14 protein-coding genes are annotated in these 16,731 nt (G+C 55.5%); all 14 read right to left on the bottom strand.

The window, feature by feature from the left end; all coding sequences use genetic code 11:
- Positions 1 to 43 precede the first annotated feature (43 nt).
- Positions 44 to 1,078 (bottom strand): Gfo/Idh/MocA family oxidoreductase, encoded by a 1,035-nt coding sequence (locus ACOTY5_RS16135; protein ID WP_045142496.1) that lies wholly within the window; start codon positions 1,076 to 1,078, stop codon positions 44 to 46.
- 61 nt (positions 1,079 to 1,139) lie between these two features.
- Positions 1,140 to 2,681 (bottom strand): peptide MFS transporter, encoded by a 1,542-nt coding sequence (locus ACOTY5_RS16130; protein ID WP_045142495.1) that lies wholly within the window; start codon positions 2,679 to 2,681, stop codon positions 1,140 to 1,142.
- Positions 2,682 to 2,980: 299 nt separating this feature from the next.
- Complete coding sequence (gene der / locus ACOTY5_RS16125; RefSeq protein ID WP_022648998.1) at positions 2,981 to 4,453, bottom strand: ribosome biogenesis GTPase Der; 1,473 nt, start codon at positions 4,451 to 4,453, stop codon at positions 2,981 to 2,983.
- 112 nt (positions 4,454 to 4,565) lie between these two features.
- Complete coding sequence (bamB, locus tag ACOTY5_RS16120; protein ID WP_421631973.1) at positions 4,566 to 5,744, bottom strand: outer membrane protein assembly factor BamB; 1,179 nt, start codon at positions 5,742 to 5,744, stop codon at positions 4,566 to 4,568.
- A gap of 10 nt (positions 5,745 to 5,754) precedes the next feature.
- A complete protein-coding gene (locus ACOTY5_RS16115; RefSeq protein ID WP_017383526.1) occupies positions 5,755 to 6,375 on the bottom strand; it encodes a YfgM family protein in 621 nt (206 codons plus the stop codon).
- Between the two features lie 13 nt (positions 6,376 to 6,388).
- Complete coding sequence (gene hisS, locus ACOTY5_RS16110) at positions 6,389 to 7,663, bottom strand: histidine--tRNA ligase (protein WP_022649001.1); 1,275 nt, start codon at positions 7,661 to 7,663, stop codon at positions 6,389 to 6,391.
- 81 nt (positions 7,664 to 7,744) lie between these two features.
- Positions 7,745 to 8,863: a flavodoxin-dependent (E)-4-hydroxy-3-methylbut-2-enyl-diphosphate synthase gene (ispG, locus tag ACOTY5_RS16105; RefSeq protein ID WP_017383528.1), complete on the bottom strand. Its 1,119-nt coding sequence runs from the start codon at positions 8,861 to 8,863 to the stop codon at positions 7,745 to 7,747.
- 26 nt (positions 8,864 to 8,889) lie between these two features.
- Positions 8,890 to 9,900, bottom strand: coding sequence for a cytoskeleton protein RodZ (gene rodZ, locus ACOTY5_RS16100; protein WP_032649072.1), 1,011 nt, complete (start codon positions 9,898 to 9,900; stop codon positions 8,890 to 8,892).
- Between the two features lie 291 nt (positions 9,901 to 10,191).
- Entirely contained in the window at positions 10,192 to 11,358 is a 1,167-nt protein-coding gene (locus tag ACOTY5_RS16095; protein ID WP_003860623.1) for a bifunctional tRNA (adenosine(37)-C2)-methyltransferase TrmG/ribosomal RNA large subunit methyltransferase RlmN, read from the bottom strand.
- A gap of 147 nt (positions 11,359 to 11,505) precedes the next feature.
- Complete coding sequence (gene ndk, locus ACOTY5_RS16090) at positions 11,506 to 11,937, bottom strand: nucleoside-diphosphate kinase (RefSeq protein ID WP_003860625.1); 432 nt, start codon at positions 11,935 to 11,937, stop codon at positions 11,506 to 11,508.
- 124 nt (positions 11,938 to 12,061) lie between these two features.
- Entirely contained in the window at positions 12,062 to 12,937 is an 876-nt protein-coding gene (locus ACOTY5_RS16085; protein WP_032649074.1) for a 4Fe-4S binding protein, read from the bottom strand.
- The gene (locus tag ACOTY5_RS16080) at positions 12,937 to 13,716 is read right to left on the bottom strand and encodes a dimethyl sulfoxide reductase anchor subunit family protein (protein WP_032103986.1); all 780 of its coding nucleotides are present in this window, start codon (positions 13,714 to 13,716) and stop codon (positions 12,937 to 12,939) included. The genes ACOTY5_RS16085 and ACOTY5_RS16080 overlap by 1 nt, the downstream gene beginning before the upstream one ends.
- Positions 13,709 to 14,338: a DMSO/selenate family reductase complex B subunit gene (locus ACOTY5_RS16075; protein ID WP_015572168.1), complete on the bottom strand. Its 630-nt coding sequence runs from the start codon at positions 14,336 to 14,338 to the stop codon at positions 13,709 to 13,711. The genes ACOTY5_RS16080 and ACOTY5_RS16075 overlap by 8 nt, the downstream gene beginning before the upstream one ends.
- Complete coding sequence (locus ACOTY5_RS16070; RefSeq protein WP_421631972.1) at positions 14,335 to 16,713, bottom strand: DMSO/selenate family reductase complex A subunit; 2,379 nt, start codon at positions 16,711 to 16,713, stop codon at positions 14,335 to 14,337. Before ACOTY5_RS16070 ends, ACOTY5_RS16075 begins: the two co-directional genes overlap by 4 nt.
- Positions 16,714 to 16,731 lie beyond the last annotated feature (18 nt).

The following is a 16,731-nucleotide window of genomic DNA, read 5'->3' as shown; positions in this document are numbered from 1 at the left end:
CCTTCAAAGCGTTCAGGTCTGCGATAATTTTACCACGTCGCGTTCAGTGCGGGCCACGCAACTGTTGCTGTAAGGTCAGCAGCAGCGTCACCTCCTCGACCCTGCGGCGCGTCGTGCGGCTCACCTGGTGCGGATCCCGTTCAAAGAGACTTTTTGCCCCCAGAATATGCTCCGCAAGGCAATGCTCGTAGATCGTACCGGGAATATGCCAGCGCTGAATTTCTTTACCCTTAATCAGCTCCAGCACATCTTCTGCGCCGCGTCGGTCGTGGCTGACGATACGCCCGTCGCGCAAATGGAAGCGTAATCCCTTTTGCCCGCCCGCAGGTCCCGCGTATTTGTTAAGCCAGATGTCCACCGGCACGCCGCTGATGCTTCCCTGCAAATGCGCCTCGCCTTCCGCCGTGGTCAGATCGCCCGTTGCGATTTCGCGGTCCAGGCGGTCTTTTGCTGTCACCACCTGCAACGTCATATCGTCACTGCCGCCCAGGTAACGCACCGTTTCACGCAGCATCGCCAGCACGTGCGTACCGATATCCAGAATCACACCATCTGGATGGCGAAGCGTTCGCGCGTCTGGCTCGCCGGTGGCGAAGTTGAGCGCAATGGGCTCTCCTTCGGCGTTATACCCGCTTGGCTCCTGCAAAAAGCCTTCGATTTTGACGATGTCAGAAACATGAGCGACCAGTGATTGCTTTACGCTATCGAGACGCGCCATCCAGTGATCGAGCGCCAGCACGCGGTCGGCGGCTCCCGGTTGAGCCAGCAGCGCTTTCAGTTTTTCAATTTGGGGCAGCGTGGCGACAATCGGTTTTTCTACCACAATACGCGACGCGGGTGAGGCCAGCGCCTGCTCAAGTACCTCGAGATGGTACAGGGAGGAAGTGGTGATAAACAGGGTATCCAGCGGGTGGGAAAGAAGTTCACCGAGCGACGCGCAACGTGTGACCCCTTCAGGCTGCTTCTCGGGATGAATATCAAAACCTAAACAGCGCGGAGTATCAGGAAAAAGATTTCGTATTGCCGGTAAGTAAGCCGTTTCAACCACAGCACCAAGCCCAACAAACCCTAACAGCATGTTCTTACCTCGTTAAGTCAATTGCCGGGGCATAACGCCACCCCGGCAAGGTCGAGGTTTATCAGGCGTTAGCGGCCGGTTTAGTCTGCGCATTTTCCAGCATGCGGCGCACCGGAACAATGAGGACGATCAGCACCGCAGCACAAATCAGCAGCGCAATGGAGCAACGGGCAAAGAGGTCTGGCAGCATATCCAGCTGGTCGGCCTTCACGTGACCACCAATCAGCCCCGCAGCCAGGTTACCCAGCGCACTGGCGCAGAACCACAGGCCCATCATCTGGCCGCGCATTCTCTCCGGCGCCAGCAGGGTCATGGTCGCCAGACCAATCGGACTCAGGCACAGTTCCCCGAGCGTCAGCATCAGGATACTGCCCACCAGCCAGAACGGAGAAACCCCTGCCCCACCGTTGCTCAGCACGCTCTGCGCCGCCAGCATCATCAGGCCAAAGCCCGCCGCCGCGCACAGAATGCCGATCACGAACTTGGTGATGCTGCTCGGACGAATGTTTTTGCTCGCCAGCTTCGGCCATGCCCAGCTAAATACCGGGGCCAGCAGAATGATGAACAGGGCATTGATCGACTGGAACCACACCGCCGGGATCTCAAAATCACCGATCATGCGGTTAGTGTAGTCGTTGGCGAACAGGTTGAAGGAGGTTGGCTTCTGCTCGAACGCGGACCAGAAGAACGCGGCGGAGACCAGCAGAATAAAGCACACCAGCAGCCTTGCGCGCTCTTTGCGATTCAGCCCGGCGAAGATGAACAGATAGATGAAGTAGAGCGCGACGGAGGCGGCAATCACATACACCAGCACGCTGGCGACCGCGACCGGATTAATCACAATCACGCCCTGGGCAATCAACGTTACGATGATTGCAACACCCACAGCCAGCGCCAGCAGCCAGGCACCCACGCCGTTACGTTTCACTACCGGACTGTTCCAGGTGGAGTCCAGACCGACTTCACTGTCGTAGCGCTTCATGGCCGGAACGGCAAACACGCGGAAGATAATCAGGGCGACCAGCATCCCGATACCACCGATACCAAAGCCCCAGTGCCAGCCGTGGGTTTTAATCAGCCAGCCGGAAATCAGAGGGGCAATGAACGAGCCCATGTTGATGCCCATATAGAACAGCGAGAAACCGCCGTCACGACGCGCATCGCCTTTTTTATACAGGGTGCCGACCATGACCGAGATACAGGTCTTGAACAGGCCGGAGCCGAGCACGATAAACATCAGGCCGATGAAGAACAGGTTGTCGCCCATGATGGCCGACAGGGCGATCGACAGGTGCCCGAGCGCAATCAAAATCGAACCGTACCAGACGGCCCGCTGCTGGCCGAGCCAGTTATCCGCCAGCCAGCCGCCCGGCAGCGCAGCGAGGTACATGGTGCCGGCAAAGATGCCGACAATCGCCGAGGCGTTTTCACGCGCCAGGCCCATTCCGCCGTCATACACGGTGGCGGCCATAAACAGAATCAGTAGCGGGCGAATACCGTAAAACGAAAAACGCTCCCACATCTCGGTGAAGAACAGCGAACCGAGCGGATAAGGATGGCCGAAGAAGGTTCGGCTCTCTTTTTGATTAACAGAGGATTGCATAATTCTCCCGAAAAGGTATGTGTCGTGCTTGTAAACACCAGCATGTACGCCGAACGGTTACGTATCCGATCGATTTTTTACATGCGGCGAAATGTTGGTTAACCATTTGATAACCAGGCGCTAGTTTTGTCTAGTACCGAACCCTGGACTTTAAGACGAAAATTCGATGATTGTCTACTTTCTTAGATATAAACATGGTTAAAAGCGAATAGTGATTGACATCACACAGGGAAGGCAGGCCTTTTGAATGGGCGAAGAAAACCCGCGACAGGCGCGGGTTTTAGTGAGTTCGGTAAGAATTATTTGCTTTTCTTAATGTGCTTAATCAAACGCTTACGCTTACGCATCTGGTTCGGCGTCAGGGTGTTGCGTTTATTCGCAAACGGGTTCTCCCCTTCCTTGAACTGAATACGGATAGGCGTACCCATCACGTCCAGCGACTTGCGGAAGTAGTTCATCAGGTAGCGTTTGTAGGAGTCCGGCAGATCCTTCACCTGGTTACCGTGGATCACCACGATAGGCGGGTTATACCCCCCGGCGTGAGCATATTTCAGCTTCACGCGACGACCGCGCACCAGCGGCGGCTGGTGGTCTTCAGCAGCCATGTTCATGATACGGGTCAGCATCGCCGTGCTCTGACGGCGGGTAGAGCTGTCATAGGCTTCACGAACGGATTCGAACAAGTTGCCAACACCACTCCCGTGCAGGGCAGAGATGAAGTGAACGCGGGCAAAGTCGATAAAGCCCAGACGGAAGTCCAGCGTCTCTTTCACCTGCTCGCGCACTTCATTGCTCAGCCCGTCCCACTTGTTGACGACGATAACCAGCGAGCGCCCACTATTGAGGATAAAGCCGAGCAGAGAGAGATCCTGATCGGAGATACCTTCACGTGCGTCGATGACCAGCAGCACCACGTTGGCGTCTTCAATCGCCTGAAGGGTTTTGATCACCGAGAATTTTTCTACCACATCGGTGATTTTCCCACGCTTACGAACCCCTGCGGTGTCGATAAGTACGTACTCACGTTCGTCGCGCTGCATTGGAATGTAAATGCTGTCACGCGTTGTGCCTGGCATGTCGTAAACCACCACGCGCTCTTCACCGAGAATACGGTTAGTAAGCGTAGACTTACCTACGTTTGGGCGACCCACGATAGCCAGCTTGATAGGCAGATCCTGCGGGTTGAAGTCGTCTTCCGGCTCTTCCTCGCCTTCCTCTCCGGCTTCAAACTGCGCCCAGTATTCAGCGTCCTCGTCCACCTCTTCCGGCGGGTTCACTTCATCTACCCACGGCAGCAGAACGGTTTCCAGCAGGCTGGTGACGCCACGACCATGCGAGGCCGCGATAGGATAAATATCGCCCAGGCCTAAAGACCAGAAATCCGCAACAGCCTGATCGGCATCGATGCCGTCAGTTTTGTTCGCCACCAGGAAGGTAGGCTTTTCGCGTGAACGCAGATGTTTAGCAATAGCAGAATCCGCGGGCATCAGGCCAGCGCGAGCATCCACCATAAACAGAACCACATCCGCTTCTTCGATAGCCAGCAGAGATTGCTCTGCCATGCGGGTTTCTACGCCGTCTTCCGTACCGTCAATACCCCCGGTATCGATACAGATGAACTCGCGTCCTTCCACCTCTGCACGACCGTACTTACGGTCACGCGTCAGCCCCGGGAAATCCGCAACCAGCGCATCACGGGTGCGTGTTAAACGGTTAAAAAGAGTGGATTTTCCAACGTTAGGGCGCCCGACAAGCGCGACCACAGGTACCATGTTTGAAGCCTCATAAAATTCAAAATAACGTCGCTTTCGCAGCGTTTTTAAAAATGTCAAAACGGCTCCTGAGTGAACAGGAGCCGTTTAGTATACTACAACCGCCGTGTAATTAACGCGTGATCGCGTACAGCGTGCCGTCTTTTGCCTGAATCAGCAGTTTGCCGTCAGCCACAACGGGCTCCGTCAGGAAGCCTGAGCTATCCACTTTCTGCTGTGCCACGAAGCGACCATTCTCTGGATCGATCCAGTGCATATAGCCTTCGCTGTCGCCCACCACCAGGCTGCCGTTATACAGTGCCGGTGCTGTCAGCAGACGGTGCAGCAGATCGCTCTGCGTCCACAGCGTCACGCCACCTTCGGTGCTCAGCGCCAGCAGACGGTCGTTCTGATCCACCATATAAATACGGTTGCCGTCGACGATGAAATCGTTCACGGAACCCAGCTCACGTTTCCACATGATCTGGCCGCTACGCAGGTCCAGCGCCGTCAGGTTGCCGTTGTACGCCAGCGCGTAAACCACACCGTCAACGATGACTGGCGTGGTGTCCACGTCACTCAGACGGTCAATTTCAGTTGAACCGGTCGCCTGGGAAATACGCTGCTGCCAGATCATCTGGCCCTGCTGCATCAGTACCGCGCTGACACGGCCGTTGTCACCGCCCACAATGGCGGCGCCAAAGGCGGTCGCCGGAGCAGATTCACCACGCAGAGACAGCGCTGGCATATCCAGGTTAACCGTCCATTTTACCAGACCATCGGCTTCGTTCAGCGCCTGCAACTGGCCGTTGCTGGTATGGATCAGCACCAGGCCGTCGCTGACAACCGGACGCGACAAGGATTCACCGGCAACGGTGGTCTGCCATGCAACCGAACCGTCGCTGGCATTCAGCGCGTAAACCTGCGCTTTTTCGCTGCCCACATACACGTGACCGCCAGCAACGGTCAGGCCGCCAGAAAGCAGTGCAGGTTTACGGGAGAACCAGCCGTCTTTTTCCGCCAGGTTAATGGACCACACTTCTTTTCCGTCATCAGCGTTCAGCGCTTTAACGGTGCCTTTGCGATCGGCCGCATAGACAACGCGGTCAGCAAATGCCGGGTGCAGGTTGGAATAAAAATCGCCAATACCATCTCCCACAGAGGTGTCCCAGGCGGTGGATGGGGTGAACTGGTTTTCAACCGTCGGCAGCGGGGACATTTTAACAACGTCTTCTTCGCCACTGAACAGTGAACAACCACTCAATAACGTAACAGAAAGCAGTCCTGGCAGAAGTAATTTACGCAATTGCATTGGGTCCCTCTCAGACGGACAAATTATTTATTTTCATCTGCATCATTTCGCTCAGCGCAGGTGAAGCTTTACTATCCACGCCAGCTTGCCACGCTTTACGCGCGCCCGCTTTATCACCTTTACTCAGCAGTGCTTCACCGCGAAGATCGGCAACAATAGCGGCAAAGCCTTCGCCTTTGATGGTATCAAGCGTTTTCAGCGCGTCGTCGGCTTTTTTCTGCTGAACCTGGATACGCGCCAGACGCAGATTGATCACCGCTTTCAGATTTTCGTCACTGGCAGCAGCAAGCCCCTGAGACAGTTGCGCAGCGGCTTTGTCCAGTTCGTTTTTATCAACATACTGCTGAGCCACTTCCAGCGCAGCCAGCGCGCCGTAGGTGTTTTTGTTGTCAGCGGCAAATTTCTCCGCAGCCGTCAACGTTTGCGGCTGATCGGCACGGATTGCGCTAACGGTATTTTCGTAGTTCAGGGACGAACCGCGAGCAGAGTCAGCCTGATGATTGTTCCAGTAACGCCAGCCTACCAGCGCACCAACACCTAAAATAACCCCTACAACCAGTGCTTTGCCGTTTTCAGCAAAGAAGCGCTTAACCGCATCAACCTGGTCGTGTTCGTTCTCGTAAATTTCCACGCAGTCCTTCTCCTTAGCCCAATAGAGTGCGCAAGTGCGCCGCAACGCCATCCTGCGTTACCGTAGTTTGCTCACCAGAGCGCAGGTCTTTGACTACCACTTCGCCGTTGGCCACTTCGGACTCACCCAGCACCAGTGCGATACTTGCGCCCCACTTATCGGCACGAGCAAACTGTTTTTTAAAGTTGCCGCCGCCGTGGTTGGTCATCAGCTTAACGTCCGGCAGCGCATCGCGCACGCGTTCGGCAAGCTGCATCGCCGCAGACTGCGTATCCGCACCTGAGGCCACCAGGTATATATCGACAACAGGATCGGCTTTAAATTCCGGATTAACTGCCTGAACCAGCAAAACAAGTCGCTCAAGGCCCATCGCGAAGCCTACAGCCGGTGCTGCGCGACCACCCAGTTGTTCGACCAGACCGTCATAACGACCGCCGGCACAGACGGTGCCCTGCGAACCGAGGCTGGTGGTGACCCACTCAAATACGGTGCGGTTGTAGTAGTCCAGACCGCGCACCAGACGCTGGTTAACGGTATAAGCAATGCCCGCCGCTTCAAGCAGCTTGCACAGGCCGGCAAAGTGTTCGCGGGAATCCTCATCCAGGTAGTCACCCAACGCTGGCGCATCGTTCAGCAGCGCCTGTACGTCAGGATTTTTGGAATCGAGTACGCGTAGCGGGTTGCTGTACATACGACGCTTACAGTCTTCGTCGAGCTTCTCTTTGTGCTGTTCCAGGAACGCCACCAGCGCATCACGATAGTTCGCACGCGCTTCCAGAGAACCGATAGAGTTCAGCTCCAGGGAAACGTGCTCAGAAATACCGAGCGCACGCCACCAGCGGGCAGTAAGCATAATCAATTCGGCATCAATATCTGGTCCTTGCAGACCAAACACTTCCACGCCAAGCTGGTTGAACTGACGGTAGCGGCCTTTTTGCGGACGTTCGTGGCGGAACATCGGGCCGATATACCACAGGCGCTGCTCCTGATTGTACAGGAGACCATGTTCGATGCCGGCGCGTACGCAACCCGCCGTCCCCTCAGGACGCAGGGTCAGGCTGTCGCCGTTGCGGTCCTCAAAGGTGTACATCTCTTTTTCAACCACGTCGGTTACTTCGCCGATCGCGCGTTTGAATAACGGGGTCTGCTCTACAATCGGCAAACGAATTTCGCTGTAACCGTAGCTGCCGAGCACCTGCTTCAGTGTGCCTTCAATGCGCTGCCAGATGGCGGTTTCGCCAGGCAGATAATCGTTCATGCCGCGGATGGCTTGAATGTTTTTTGCCACGTTTATTCTCTTTCTATATACAAAAAAGAACCCAAAGAATGGGTTCAATCATACATGGGAAGCAGCCTGCTTCCCATCACGTTATTTTTCAACCTGCTGAACGCTGATGCGCTTCGCTTCGTCCATCATCGTCGCTTTCGCGCGAATCCGGGCTTCGAGCTGGTCGATCATATCACTATTATCCAGACGATCTTTACGAACGCCATCTTCATAGAGACCACTTTTCTTGTTACCGCCGGTCACGCCCAGCGTGGACACCAGCGCTTCACCCGGACCGTTCACCACGCAGCCGATGATGGAAACGTCCATTGGGGTGATGATGTCTTCCAGGCGCTGCTCCAGAGCATTCACGGTGCCGATAACGTCAAATTCCTGACGTGAACAGGTTGGGCAGGCAATGAAGTTGATCCCACGCGCGCGGATACGCAGTGATTTCAGGATGTCGAAACCGACTTTGATCTCTTCCACCGGATCGGCGGCCAGGGAGACGCGTAACGTGTCGCCGATGCCTTCAGAGAGCAACAGGCCGAGACCAATCGCCGATTTTACCGAACCGCTTCGCAGACCGCCCGCCTCGGTGATCCCAAGGTGGAGCGGCTGATCGATCTGTTTTGCCAGCAGACGATACGATTCAACGGCCAGGAAGACGTCAGACGCTTTCACGCTCACTTTGAACTGATCGAAGTTAAGGCGATCCAGATGATCGACGTGACGCATCGCGGATTCGAGCAGCGCCTGCGGCGTCGGCTCACCGTACTTTTCCTGGAGATCTTTTTCCAGAGAGCCAGCGTTCACGCCGATACGGATTGGAATGTTTTTGTCGCGGGCGCAGTCAACCACCATGCGAATGCGCTCTTCGTTGCCGATGTTGCCTGGGTTAATACGCAGGCAATCGACACCGTATTCAGCGACTTTCAGCGCGATACGGTAATCGAAGTGAATATCGGCAACCAGCGGAACGCTCACCTGCTGCTTGATCAGTTTGAACGCCTCGGCGGCATCCATGGTCGGCACAGAGACGCGAACAATGTCTGCGCCGACGCGTTCTAATGCTTTGATTTGATTGACCGTCGCTTCTACATCCGTAGTACGCGTATTGGTCATCGACTGGACGGCGATAGGCGCCCCATCGCCGACTGGCACGTTCCCAACGTAAATCCGTTTCGATTTTCTACGTTGAATAGGAGCCTGGTTATGCATGTAAAATCTCCCGCATTGCCCGTCTGTTACTGTGCTGCTGATTGTTCGGCATTAACGGTAAGACGCGCAACCTGGTTAGTTCTGATAAAACGGCTCAGATCGACAGGTTTTCCTTGATACTGGATCTGTACCGCTGCCGGTGCGCCGATTTTAAGCTTGTAAGGTGCCTGGCCCGTTAGATTTAACGTGCCATCTTTACGTTGCAGGCCGCTGAACAGCTTTTTACCTGTCGCGTCAGTCACTTCCAGCCAGCAATCCGCCGTAAAATTCATCACCAGCGCATTCGGGTCAACGGCAGGTGCCGCCGTACCCGCCGGGTCAGTTGGCAGTGACGCCGCGGTGTTATCTGCCGGTGCCGTTGCCGCAGGGGCGGTATCAACATTGGCCTGTGAAGGTGATACGACCGCGTTCTGATCCTGGGCCTGGGTGGCTGGTGCGGTATTCGCCGTCGCTTCTGGCGTCGTCGCTGGCTCGGTTGCAGGCGTGCTGCTTGCTGCCGCCTGAGGTTCGCTGGAGGTCGCAGCTCCTTCGGTGCTCAGCGGCACGCTTTGCGCGCCGTTATTACCAGACTGATTGAGCTCAGCGGAGGACTGATCGGCCATCGTCGTGATCTCTTCCTGCTGCGCTTTGTGGTTTTGCCACCACCATGCGCCCGTCAGGCCGACAACCACGAACAGGACCAGCCAGGTAAAGCTCATCAGCCAGCCATCGCGTTTTTTACGACGTTTACCCAGAGAGAAGCTCTGCATCGGCGCAACTTTTGCCGCACGCACAGGCGCCTGCTTCTCCATCATCGGCAGTAATTCGTCTTCAGGGATATGAACCAGTTTGGCGTAAGAACGGATATAACCGCGCAGAAACGTTGAAGCCAGATCGGCGGGTGCCTTATCTTCTTCAATATCGCGAACGGTGGAAACCTTCAGGCACAGGCGTTCTGCAACGGCTTGCTGGCTGAGTCCGAGTTGTTCACGGGCGTTGCGAAGACGAACGCCAGTGGAGAGTGCTGCATTTTGATCGTGAGTGGCTTCAGTATTCATTCGCTACAACTACTGGTACGTGAAAATAAGGGTTCAGGTGCCGGTGAGTCACAATGCCACCCGCACCGCGAAACTTTAGGTCAGTTAACCTGGAACAAACAGTATAAGACTGTCGGGCCGCAGATGACAGCGCTGGCAGGCCTTCACGCTAAACTGTTGTTACGTCGTTACATACTGCCCGAAAGTCGTATGAAACGCACCGTAATTATTAATCAGTCATAATGATTGTGACTGAATATTCAGTAAATTAATGCTTCACGGCGCAAAAAACGCGCCGTGTCTGCATAATAATCAAACGGTTTTGACCGCGATTGACTCACCCTGCATGCGCTTACGCAGCGTACGTTTGGTACGGTCAATAACGTCACCCGCCAGCTGACCACAGGCTGCGTCGATATCATCGCCACGCGTTTTACGAACGATGGTGGTGAAACCATACTCCATCAGCACTTTTGAGAAGCGATCGATACGGCTGTTCGAGCTACGGCCATACGGCGCGCCCGGGAACGGGTTCCATGGGATCAGGTTGATCTTACATGGCGTATCTTTCAGCAGTTCAGCCAGCTCATGTGCATGTTCGGTACCGTCGTTAACATGATCCAGCATCACGTACTCAATGGTCACGCGGCCCTGGTTCGCGTTAGATTTCTCCAGGTAACGGCGCACGCCAGCCAGGAAGGTTTCGATATTGTACTTTTTGTTGATCGGCACAATTTCGTCACGGATGGCGTCGTTTGGCGCGTGAAGGGAGATGGCCAGCGCAACGTCAATCATGTCGCCCAGTTTGTCCAGCGCAGGCACAACGCCGGAAGTAGAGAGCGTAACGCGGCGCTTGGACAGACCAAAACCGAAATCGTCGAGCATGATTTCCATCGCCGGAACGACGTTGGTCAGGTTGAGCAGCGGTTCACCCATCCCCATCATCACCACGTTGGTGATTGGACGTGTACCGGTGACTTTCGCCGCGCCCACGATTTTCGCGGCACGCCAGACCTGGCCGATGATTTCCGACACGCGCAGGTTACGGTTAAAGCCCTGCTGCGCCGTAGAGCAGAATTTGCACTCCAGCGCACAGCCCACCTGAGAAGAGACGCACAGCGTGGCGCGATCGTCTTCCGGGATATACACGGTTTCAACGCGCTGATCGCCAACGGCAATGGCCCACTTGATGGTGCCATCTGAAGAGCGCTGCTCTTCCACCACTTCCGGTGCGCGGATTTCCGCCACTTCTTTAAGCTTATTGCGCAGCACTTTGTTGATGTCCGTCATGTCATCAAAGTTGTCGCTGCAATAGTGGTACATCCATTTCATGACCTGATCGGCACGAAATGGCTTCTCGCCCATCTCTTTAAAGAACTCGCGCATCTGCTGACGGTTCAGGTCCAGCAGGTTAATTTTTCCATTTTTATTGGGAACCGCAGGAATGGCGACTTCGGAGGTATTCACTAATTCAGACATAATTTTTTCCGGCCTTGTTGTTACACGTTGTGGCCCTTGGTGGGTTGAAAAGAAACGCCCCGGTAAGCAGTCTGCTCGTCCGGGGCGTTGCATTGTACAAAGTCTGGCGCAGGGATGCCACGTTTGCACGCGGCATTTACGAAATTATTAGCGAGTGCGCGGGCACACTTCGCCTTCAGCGAAGAAGAACGCGATTTCGCGCGCAGCAGATTCAACAGAGTCGGAACCGTGGGTGCCGTTCTCGGTGAAGCTGTCTGCATAGTCGGCGCGCAGAGTACCTGCCAGCGCGTTGTCCGGGTTGGTTGCACCCAGCAGATCGCGGTGACGCTGTACCGCGTTTTCGCCTTCCAGTACGGATACCACGATTGGGCCAGAGGTCATGAACTCGACCAGACCATCAAAGAATGGGCGACCTTCGTGCTCAGCGTAAAAACCGCGAGCCTGCTCAACGGTCAGGTGCAGCATTTTGGTGCCAACGATCTTAAACCCTGCTGATTCAAAGCGAGCGAAGATGCTGCCAATAACGTTTTTTGCCACCGCGTTTGGTTTGATGATGGAAAAAGTACGTTCAATAGCCATTGATAACCTCTGTAAAATGTTCTGTTGTTTTTGCATACCTGAGTATGGTGTGGCGCGGATTATAAAGAGCAATAGCGCCATTGCCTATGGTTATGCATAACATTTTTTTAAAATGAGACGAAGATTAGCAACAGCTCGTATTTCGCATACCGTGTTGATGATGAAAACAGAGCGGACACTGCTTTTCATCAGACGTAAATGACCAGAAATGACGGTGGCACGTCAGGCAAACGGCTTCATATGCCGGTATGGTCACGCTTTTCGCTGTTCCTTCTGTTTGCGTCACGTTTACCGCCGCATGCTGGCATACCGCTTCGCAGCCGCCGCACCCCGTACAGCGTCCGGTTTCCACGATCAGTTCAGCGTTCTCAAACCGAATCGCGTTTTCCATACAACTTCGCCAGCACGCGCCGCACAGTATGCAGGATTTGGCATCGAGAGTTATCTCTGCCTCGCTAAACGCAGAAAACGCCCTGCGCAGTTCACGCTGACCGGGCACGACGCTACAGGCCCGGACATCCTCACGGGGAACGTGCATCAGCGCACGCCGGGCGGTATTAACCTCGTTGACGGGTATATGTTTAAACGCCCACGCCGCTTCACCGCGTCGGCGAAGCGCCAGATTCAGCCGGGCAATCGCCAGCAACCAGTCAGGATTCTGCTCCGCGTCGATACTGATAAAACGAACGTGGTACTGCGCGTGCCACAGCAGAAGCTCATTCACCCCTGGCGCACGGTCAGTAAACGGCCCAACAAGCGTATCGCCACACAGAAAGCGTTTTCGCGGCGTGATGCCGGTGATGGCCTCAGCGGGGCAGACGAACAGGCAGTCACCGCATTCAATACAGCGGCTGTCATCAACCGAGACGCTTGAGTCGGTAAAAGTAAAAGCCTGCACAGGACAGACGTCCGCGCAGGCGAGGCAGGAAGCGTGGCGAAAACGGCGACGGACGCACGCATGCGTCACGTCCATCGCCGGGGCAAAGGTCAATCCACCCATCAGCCAATACTGAAGAAAACGAAGCGCAGCATCAGCTCACCGACAATCAGCAATGCGCTTCCCAGCAGCATGGGAGATCGCGCCGCTTTCAGACCGCCCGCAGCAAAGCACAGCATACCCGCAACGGATACGCACCAGCTCAGCAGATGAACGGTTCGCAGTTGCTCCAGCATCTGTAGCGGTGCGTGAGGGAACGTCACCACGGTGTTGTCCATAGCCGTAATATCTGCCAGCCAGACGGGCTGCATCACCAGACGCACAAGCACCAGCAGCGTGATAATGACAACCGCCGCACGCACGGTAGTCTGGGAACGCGTCCCAACGGCCATGCAGGCTGAGCCGATAATCCCCACCGAACCGAAAAACAGCACCAGCGTGTTAACGTGCTGCCATGTCACCACGGATGCGTGCATGTAGATCTGCGCCATGCAGAACACGTCGACTAAACCAACCAGACCTGCCACAACCAACAGTGGCTTCCAGCCTGGCTTTTTGACAAACATCAGCAGCGTTGCGAAGCCAAGCGCCGCAAGATAAAGACTGGCAAAGATAATCTCACGACTCAGCCAGGAGCTGGATACGTGGCGCAGCGCGTTAAGAGCATTAAGCGGATAGCCCATGTGCAGCGCGGAGGCGAGCAGCCCCAGACTCGCCAGCACAAACGCTCCGGCTGCCGGCAGCAGCGCGCTGCGTTGCGTGCTTCCGAACGCCAGCCACAGCGTAACGCCAACCGATCCTTGCAGGAACAACGTAAAAATCAGCAGTGGTAACTCATGCATGACGTTTCCCCTCTTTCTCTGCGCCCTGATGCGCTTTGATCACCAGGTTTGGTTTGGTGATGGAGGAATCAGGCAGGCCTTTCACATCACAGACCGCACCATACTTCGCCCGCAGTTCATCAATCGGCCCGAATTTAATCGCTTCGAGTGGACAGGTTGCCACACAGACGGGCTGCTCTCCCTTCGCCTGGAGATCCACGCAGAAATCACATTTGGACATCTGCCCGGTCTGCTCGTTGAGCTGTGGCGCGCCGTAAGGGCAAGACCATGCGCAGTAGCCGCAGCCGACACACTTATCAGTATCAACGCGCACAATGCCGTCCCCCGGACGCTTATGCATCGCGGTGGTTGGACAGTTTTTGGTGCAGACAGGATCTGCGCAGTGGTTACAGGAAATAGAGAGCGTGTAGGCAAAAACGTTGTTGCTGACGCCGCCCTGCCCGGTCGGGATAAAACTCCCGCCGTTGACTTCATAAACGCGACGGAAACGACGTCCGACCTCAAGGTTGTTTTTATCTTTGCACGCCACCTGACATGCCTTGCAGCCCGAGCAGCGAGAAGAGTCGATATAAAAACCCAGCTGTTTGTCGCTCACCGGTGCGTAATGTTTAAACTGACTCATGCTTTAGCTACCTCCACCAGCATGGTTTGATGGGAATTCCCTTTCGCAAGCGCGGTAATACGGGCGGAACTGAGCACGTTCGCGCAGCCGCCTTTATCGATACCCTGCGCGTCCGGCTGCCACCAGGCGCCTGCCTGCATGGCCACCACGCCTGGAATGATGCGCGGCGTGACCTCCGCCGGGATCTCACAAATGCCGCGCGCGTTATGAATACGCACGGTATCCTCCTGCGCAATGCCGCGCTTTTGCGCATCCTGCGGGTTGATCCACAGCTTTTGCTGCTGCGCCTCAATTAACCACGGGTTGGCGTACTGGGTGGAGTTAGCGCGGTTTTTCCCTTTCCAGGTGATCAGCTGGAGCGGGAAGGTTTTGACCAGCTCGTCTTCCGGCCCTTCATGGGCAGGCACGTAGTGCGACAGCGCCGGGATTTCCGGGTGCTGCATGTCGTACAGACGCTTCGAGAAGATCTCAATTTTTCCGGACGGCGTCGGGAACGGATGATTCTGCGGATCGCGAATGTTGTCTTCAAAGGCAACGTACGGCGCGCTTTTGAAAAGATGCTGACGCGTCTTCTGTAGCGTCGCGAAGTCCGGCAGGTTTTCATCCGGCATGGACAGCCGCGTCTGCTCCCAGATGTGCTCAATCCACGCTTTTTCGTCACGGCCCTCGCTGAACGCTGGCTCGACGCCAAGCTTAGCAGCGACCTCCCGTAGCCAGTCGTAGTCTGAACGGCGTTCAAATTCAGGTTCAATCAGCTTTTCTGACAGGATCAGATAGCTTGCCGTGCCCCAGGTTTCGCCGATATTCCAGCGTTCCATGAAGCTGGTTTCCGGCAAAAGCAGGTCGGCGTATCTGGCGCTCGGCGTCATAAACAGATCGCTTGCGACGATAAACTCGATTTTCGACTCGTCTTCCAGGACACGGGTTGCATGATGAAGATCCGGGTTCTGGTTAGCCAGATAATTGCCCGCCAGCGAGAACAGGATGCGGATATTGCTGTCCAGATTCTCAGCATCCTTCAGGCCATCTTCCGCGGTTACCTTAGAAGCATCATCCGCGGCCTGGACCCAGTTCATGACCGAAATTTTGGCGTTGACCGGGTTGTCCGGCATCTCTGGCCCGGCCGCAAATTTGCGGTTTGCGCAGCCGCCATAGCCTGCTGCCCAGCCGCCTTTCACCCCGACGTTACCCGTTAGCGTGGCCAGTATCGTCGAGCCGCGCGCGGTGCGCTCGCCGCAGTTGTGACGCTGCGGTCCCCAGCCCTGGATCAGCGCGGCGGGTTTGGTGGTTGCGTAGTCACGCGCCAGCTGACGAATAGTTTGTGCAGGCACGTGGGTGATTTTCTCTGCCCACTCAGGCGTTTTCGCCACGCCATCCTTTGCACCGCTCAGGTAAGCCATCAGGGATTCATTGGCCGGAACGCCCTCTGGCATGGCGTCTTCGTCAAAGCCCAGGGTGTAGCGTTGAATAAAGTCGCGATCGTGCAGATTCTCCGTGACGATCACATACATCATCGCGTCCATCAGGGCGTTGTCTGTTGTGGGAAGCAGCGGGATCCACTGATCGGCAAGGGAGGAAACCGTATCGGAATAGCGTGGGTCGACAACAATGAAGCGCGTGCCGTTTTGCTTCATCTTCTGGTAGAAGTGGTTGCTGTGCCCGAAGATGGTTTCCGTCGGGTTATGCCCCCAGAGAATGACCAGTTTGGTGTCCAGCAGCGTGTCCAGAGAGCTGCCGCTGGCGGCGGTGCCATAGGTATACGGCGTTGCCGCCGCCGTGTTACCCATACTGACCGAGTGATAGCTTTCGAGATAGCCGCCGGTTAAGTTGAGCAGACGACGAACCATTTTATCGCCGGAAAAGGTCCCGCCGGACACCGCGGTGCCCACATGAACATAGCGTGACGCAGCACCGTATTTTTGCGTAATAGTTTTTAATTGATTCGCAATGAGGGTGGTGGCTTCATCCCAGGTAATACGCTCAAATTTTCCTTCGCCACGTTTACCTACACGTTTCATTGGATATTTCAGTCGATCGGGGTGATAAACAAATTTCCGATAAGCCCGACCACGAACGCAGGCGCGCATTACTGGCATCTGCGGATCCAGCGCGTTATCCGGACGCGTTGAAATTCGGGTCACAACGCCATCACTGACGTGAGCACGAATATCACATTTGCCGCCGCAGTCAAACGTACTACAGGTTTGCACCACTTTTTCTTCAGGCGTAGCGTCTGAAACCGCCGCGCCCTGTGCCTGTACTTTGCCGGTTTTGACGACAAACGGCAGGGCGGCGAGCGCCGACCCTGCCTGAATAAACTGACGCCGGGATATGGCGGGAATAAGCCCTTCTCCCTGATGTTTATTTTTTTTCATAGCTCGTTCCTTCAAATA

The sequence above is a fragment of the Enterobacter cloacae complex sp. SHL018 genome (genome assembly GCF_049237905.1).
Classification (GTDB): Bacteria; Pseudomonadota; Gammaproteobacteria; order Enterobacterales; family Enterobacteriaceae; genus Enterobacter; species Enterobacter hormaechei_C.
This window is presented reverse-complemented; position numbering and strand designations above follow the sequence as displayed.

Excerpts from the sequence above, each read along its gene's own strand:
- ACOTY5_RS16070 (WP_421631972.1), bottom strand. The coding sequence starts at position 16,713 with ATGAAAAAAAATAAACATCAGGGAGAAGGGCTTATTCCCGCCATATCC.
- ACOTY5_RS16130 (WP_045142495.1), bottom strand. The coding sequence starts at position 2,681 with ATGCAATCCTCTGTTAATCAAAAAGAGAGCCGAACCTTCTTCGGCCAT.
- ACOTY5_RS16085 (WP_032649074.1), bottom strand. The coding sequence starts at position 12,937 with ATGGGTGGATTGACCTTTGCCCCGGCGATGGACGTGACGCATGCGTGC.
- ACOTY5_RS16135 (WP_045142496.1), bottom strand. The coding sequence starts at position 1,078 with ATGCTGTTAGGGTTTGTTGGGCTTGGTGCTGTGGTTGAAACGGCTTAC.
- ACOTY5_RS16080 (WP_032103986.1), bottom strand. The coding sequence starts at position 13,716 with ATGCATGAGTTACCACTGCTGATTTTTACGTTGTTCCTGCAAGGATCG.
- ndk (WP_003860625.1), bottom strand. The coding sequence starts at position 11,937 with ATGGCTATTGAACGTACTTTTTCCATCATCAAACCAAACGCGGTGGCA.
- ACOTY5_RS16075 (WP_015572168.1), bottom strand. The coding sequence starts at position 14,338 with ATGAGTCAGTTTAAACATTACGCACCGGTGAGCGACAAACAGCTGGGT.
- ACOTY5_RS16095 (WP_003860623.1), bottom strand. The coding sequence starts at position 11,358 with ATGTCTGAATTAGTGAATACCTCCGAAGTCGCCATTCCTGCGGTTCCC.
- der (WP_022648998.1), bottom strand. The coding sequence starts at position 4,453 with ATGGTACCTGTGGTCGCGCTTGTCGGGCGCCCTAACGTTGGAAAATCC.
- bamB (WP_421631973.1), bottom strand. The coding sequence starts at position 5,744 with ATGCAATTGCGTAAATTACTTCTGCCAGGACTGCTTTCTGTTACGTTA.
- ispG (WP_017383528.1), bottom strand. The coding sequence starts at position 8,863 with ATGCATAACCAGGCTCCTATTCAACGTAGAAAATCGAAACGGATTTAC.
- rodZ (WP_032649072.1), bottom strand. The coding sequence starts at position 9,900 with ATGAATACTGAAGCCACTCACGATCAAAATGCAGCACTCTCCACTGGC.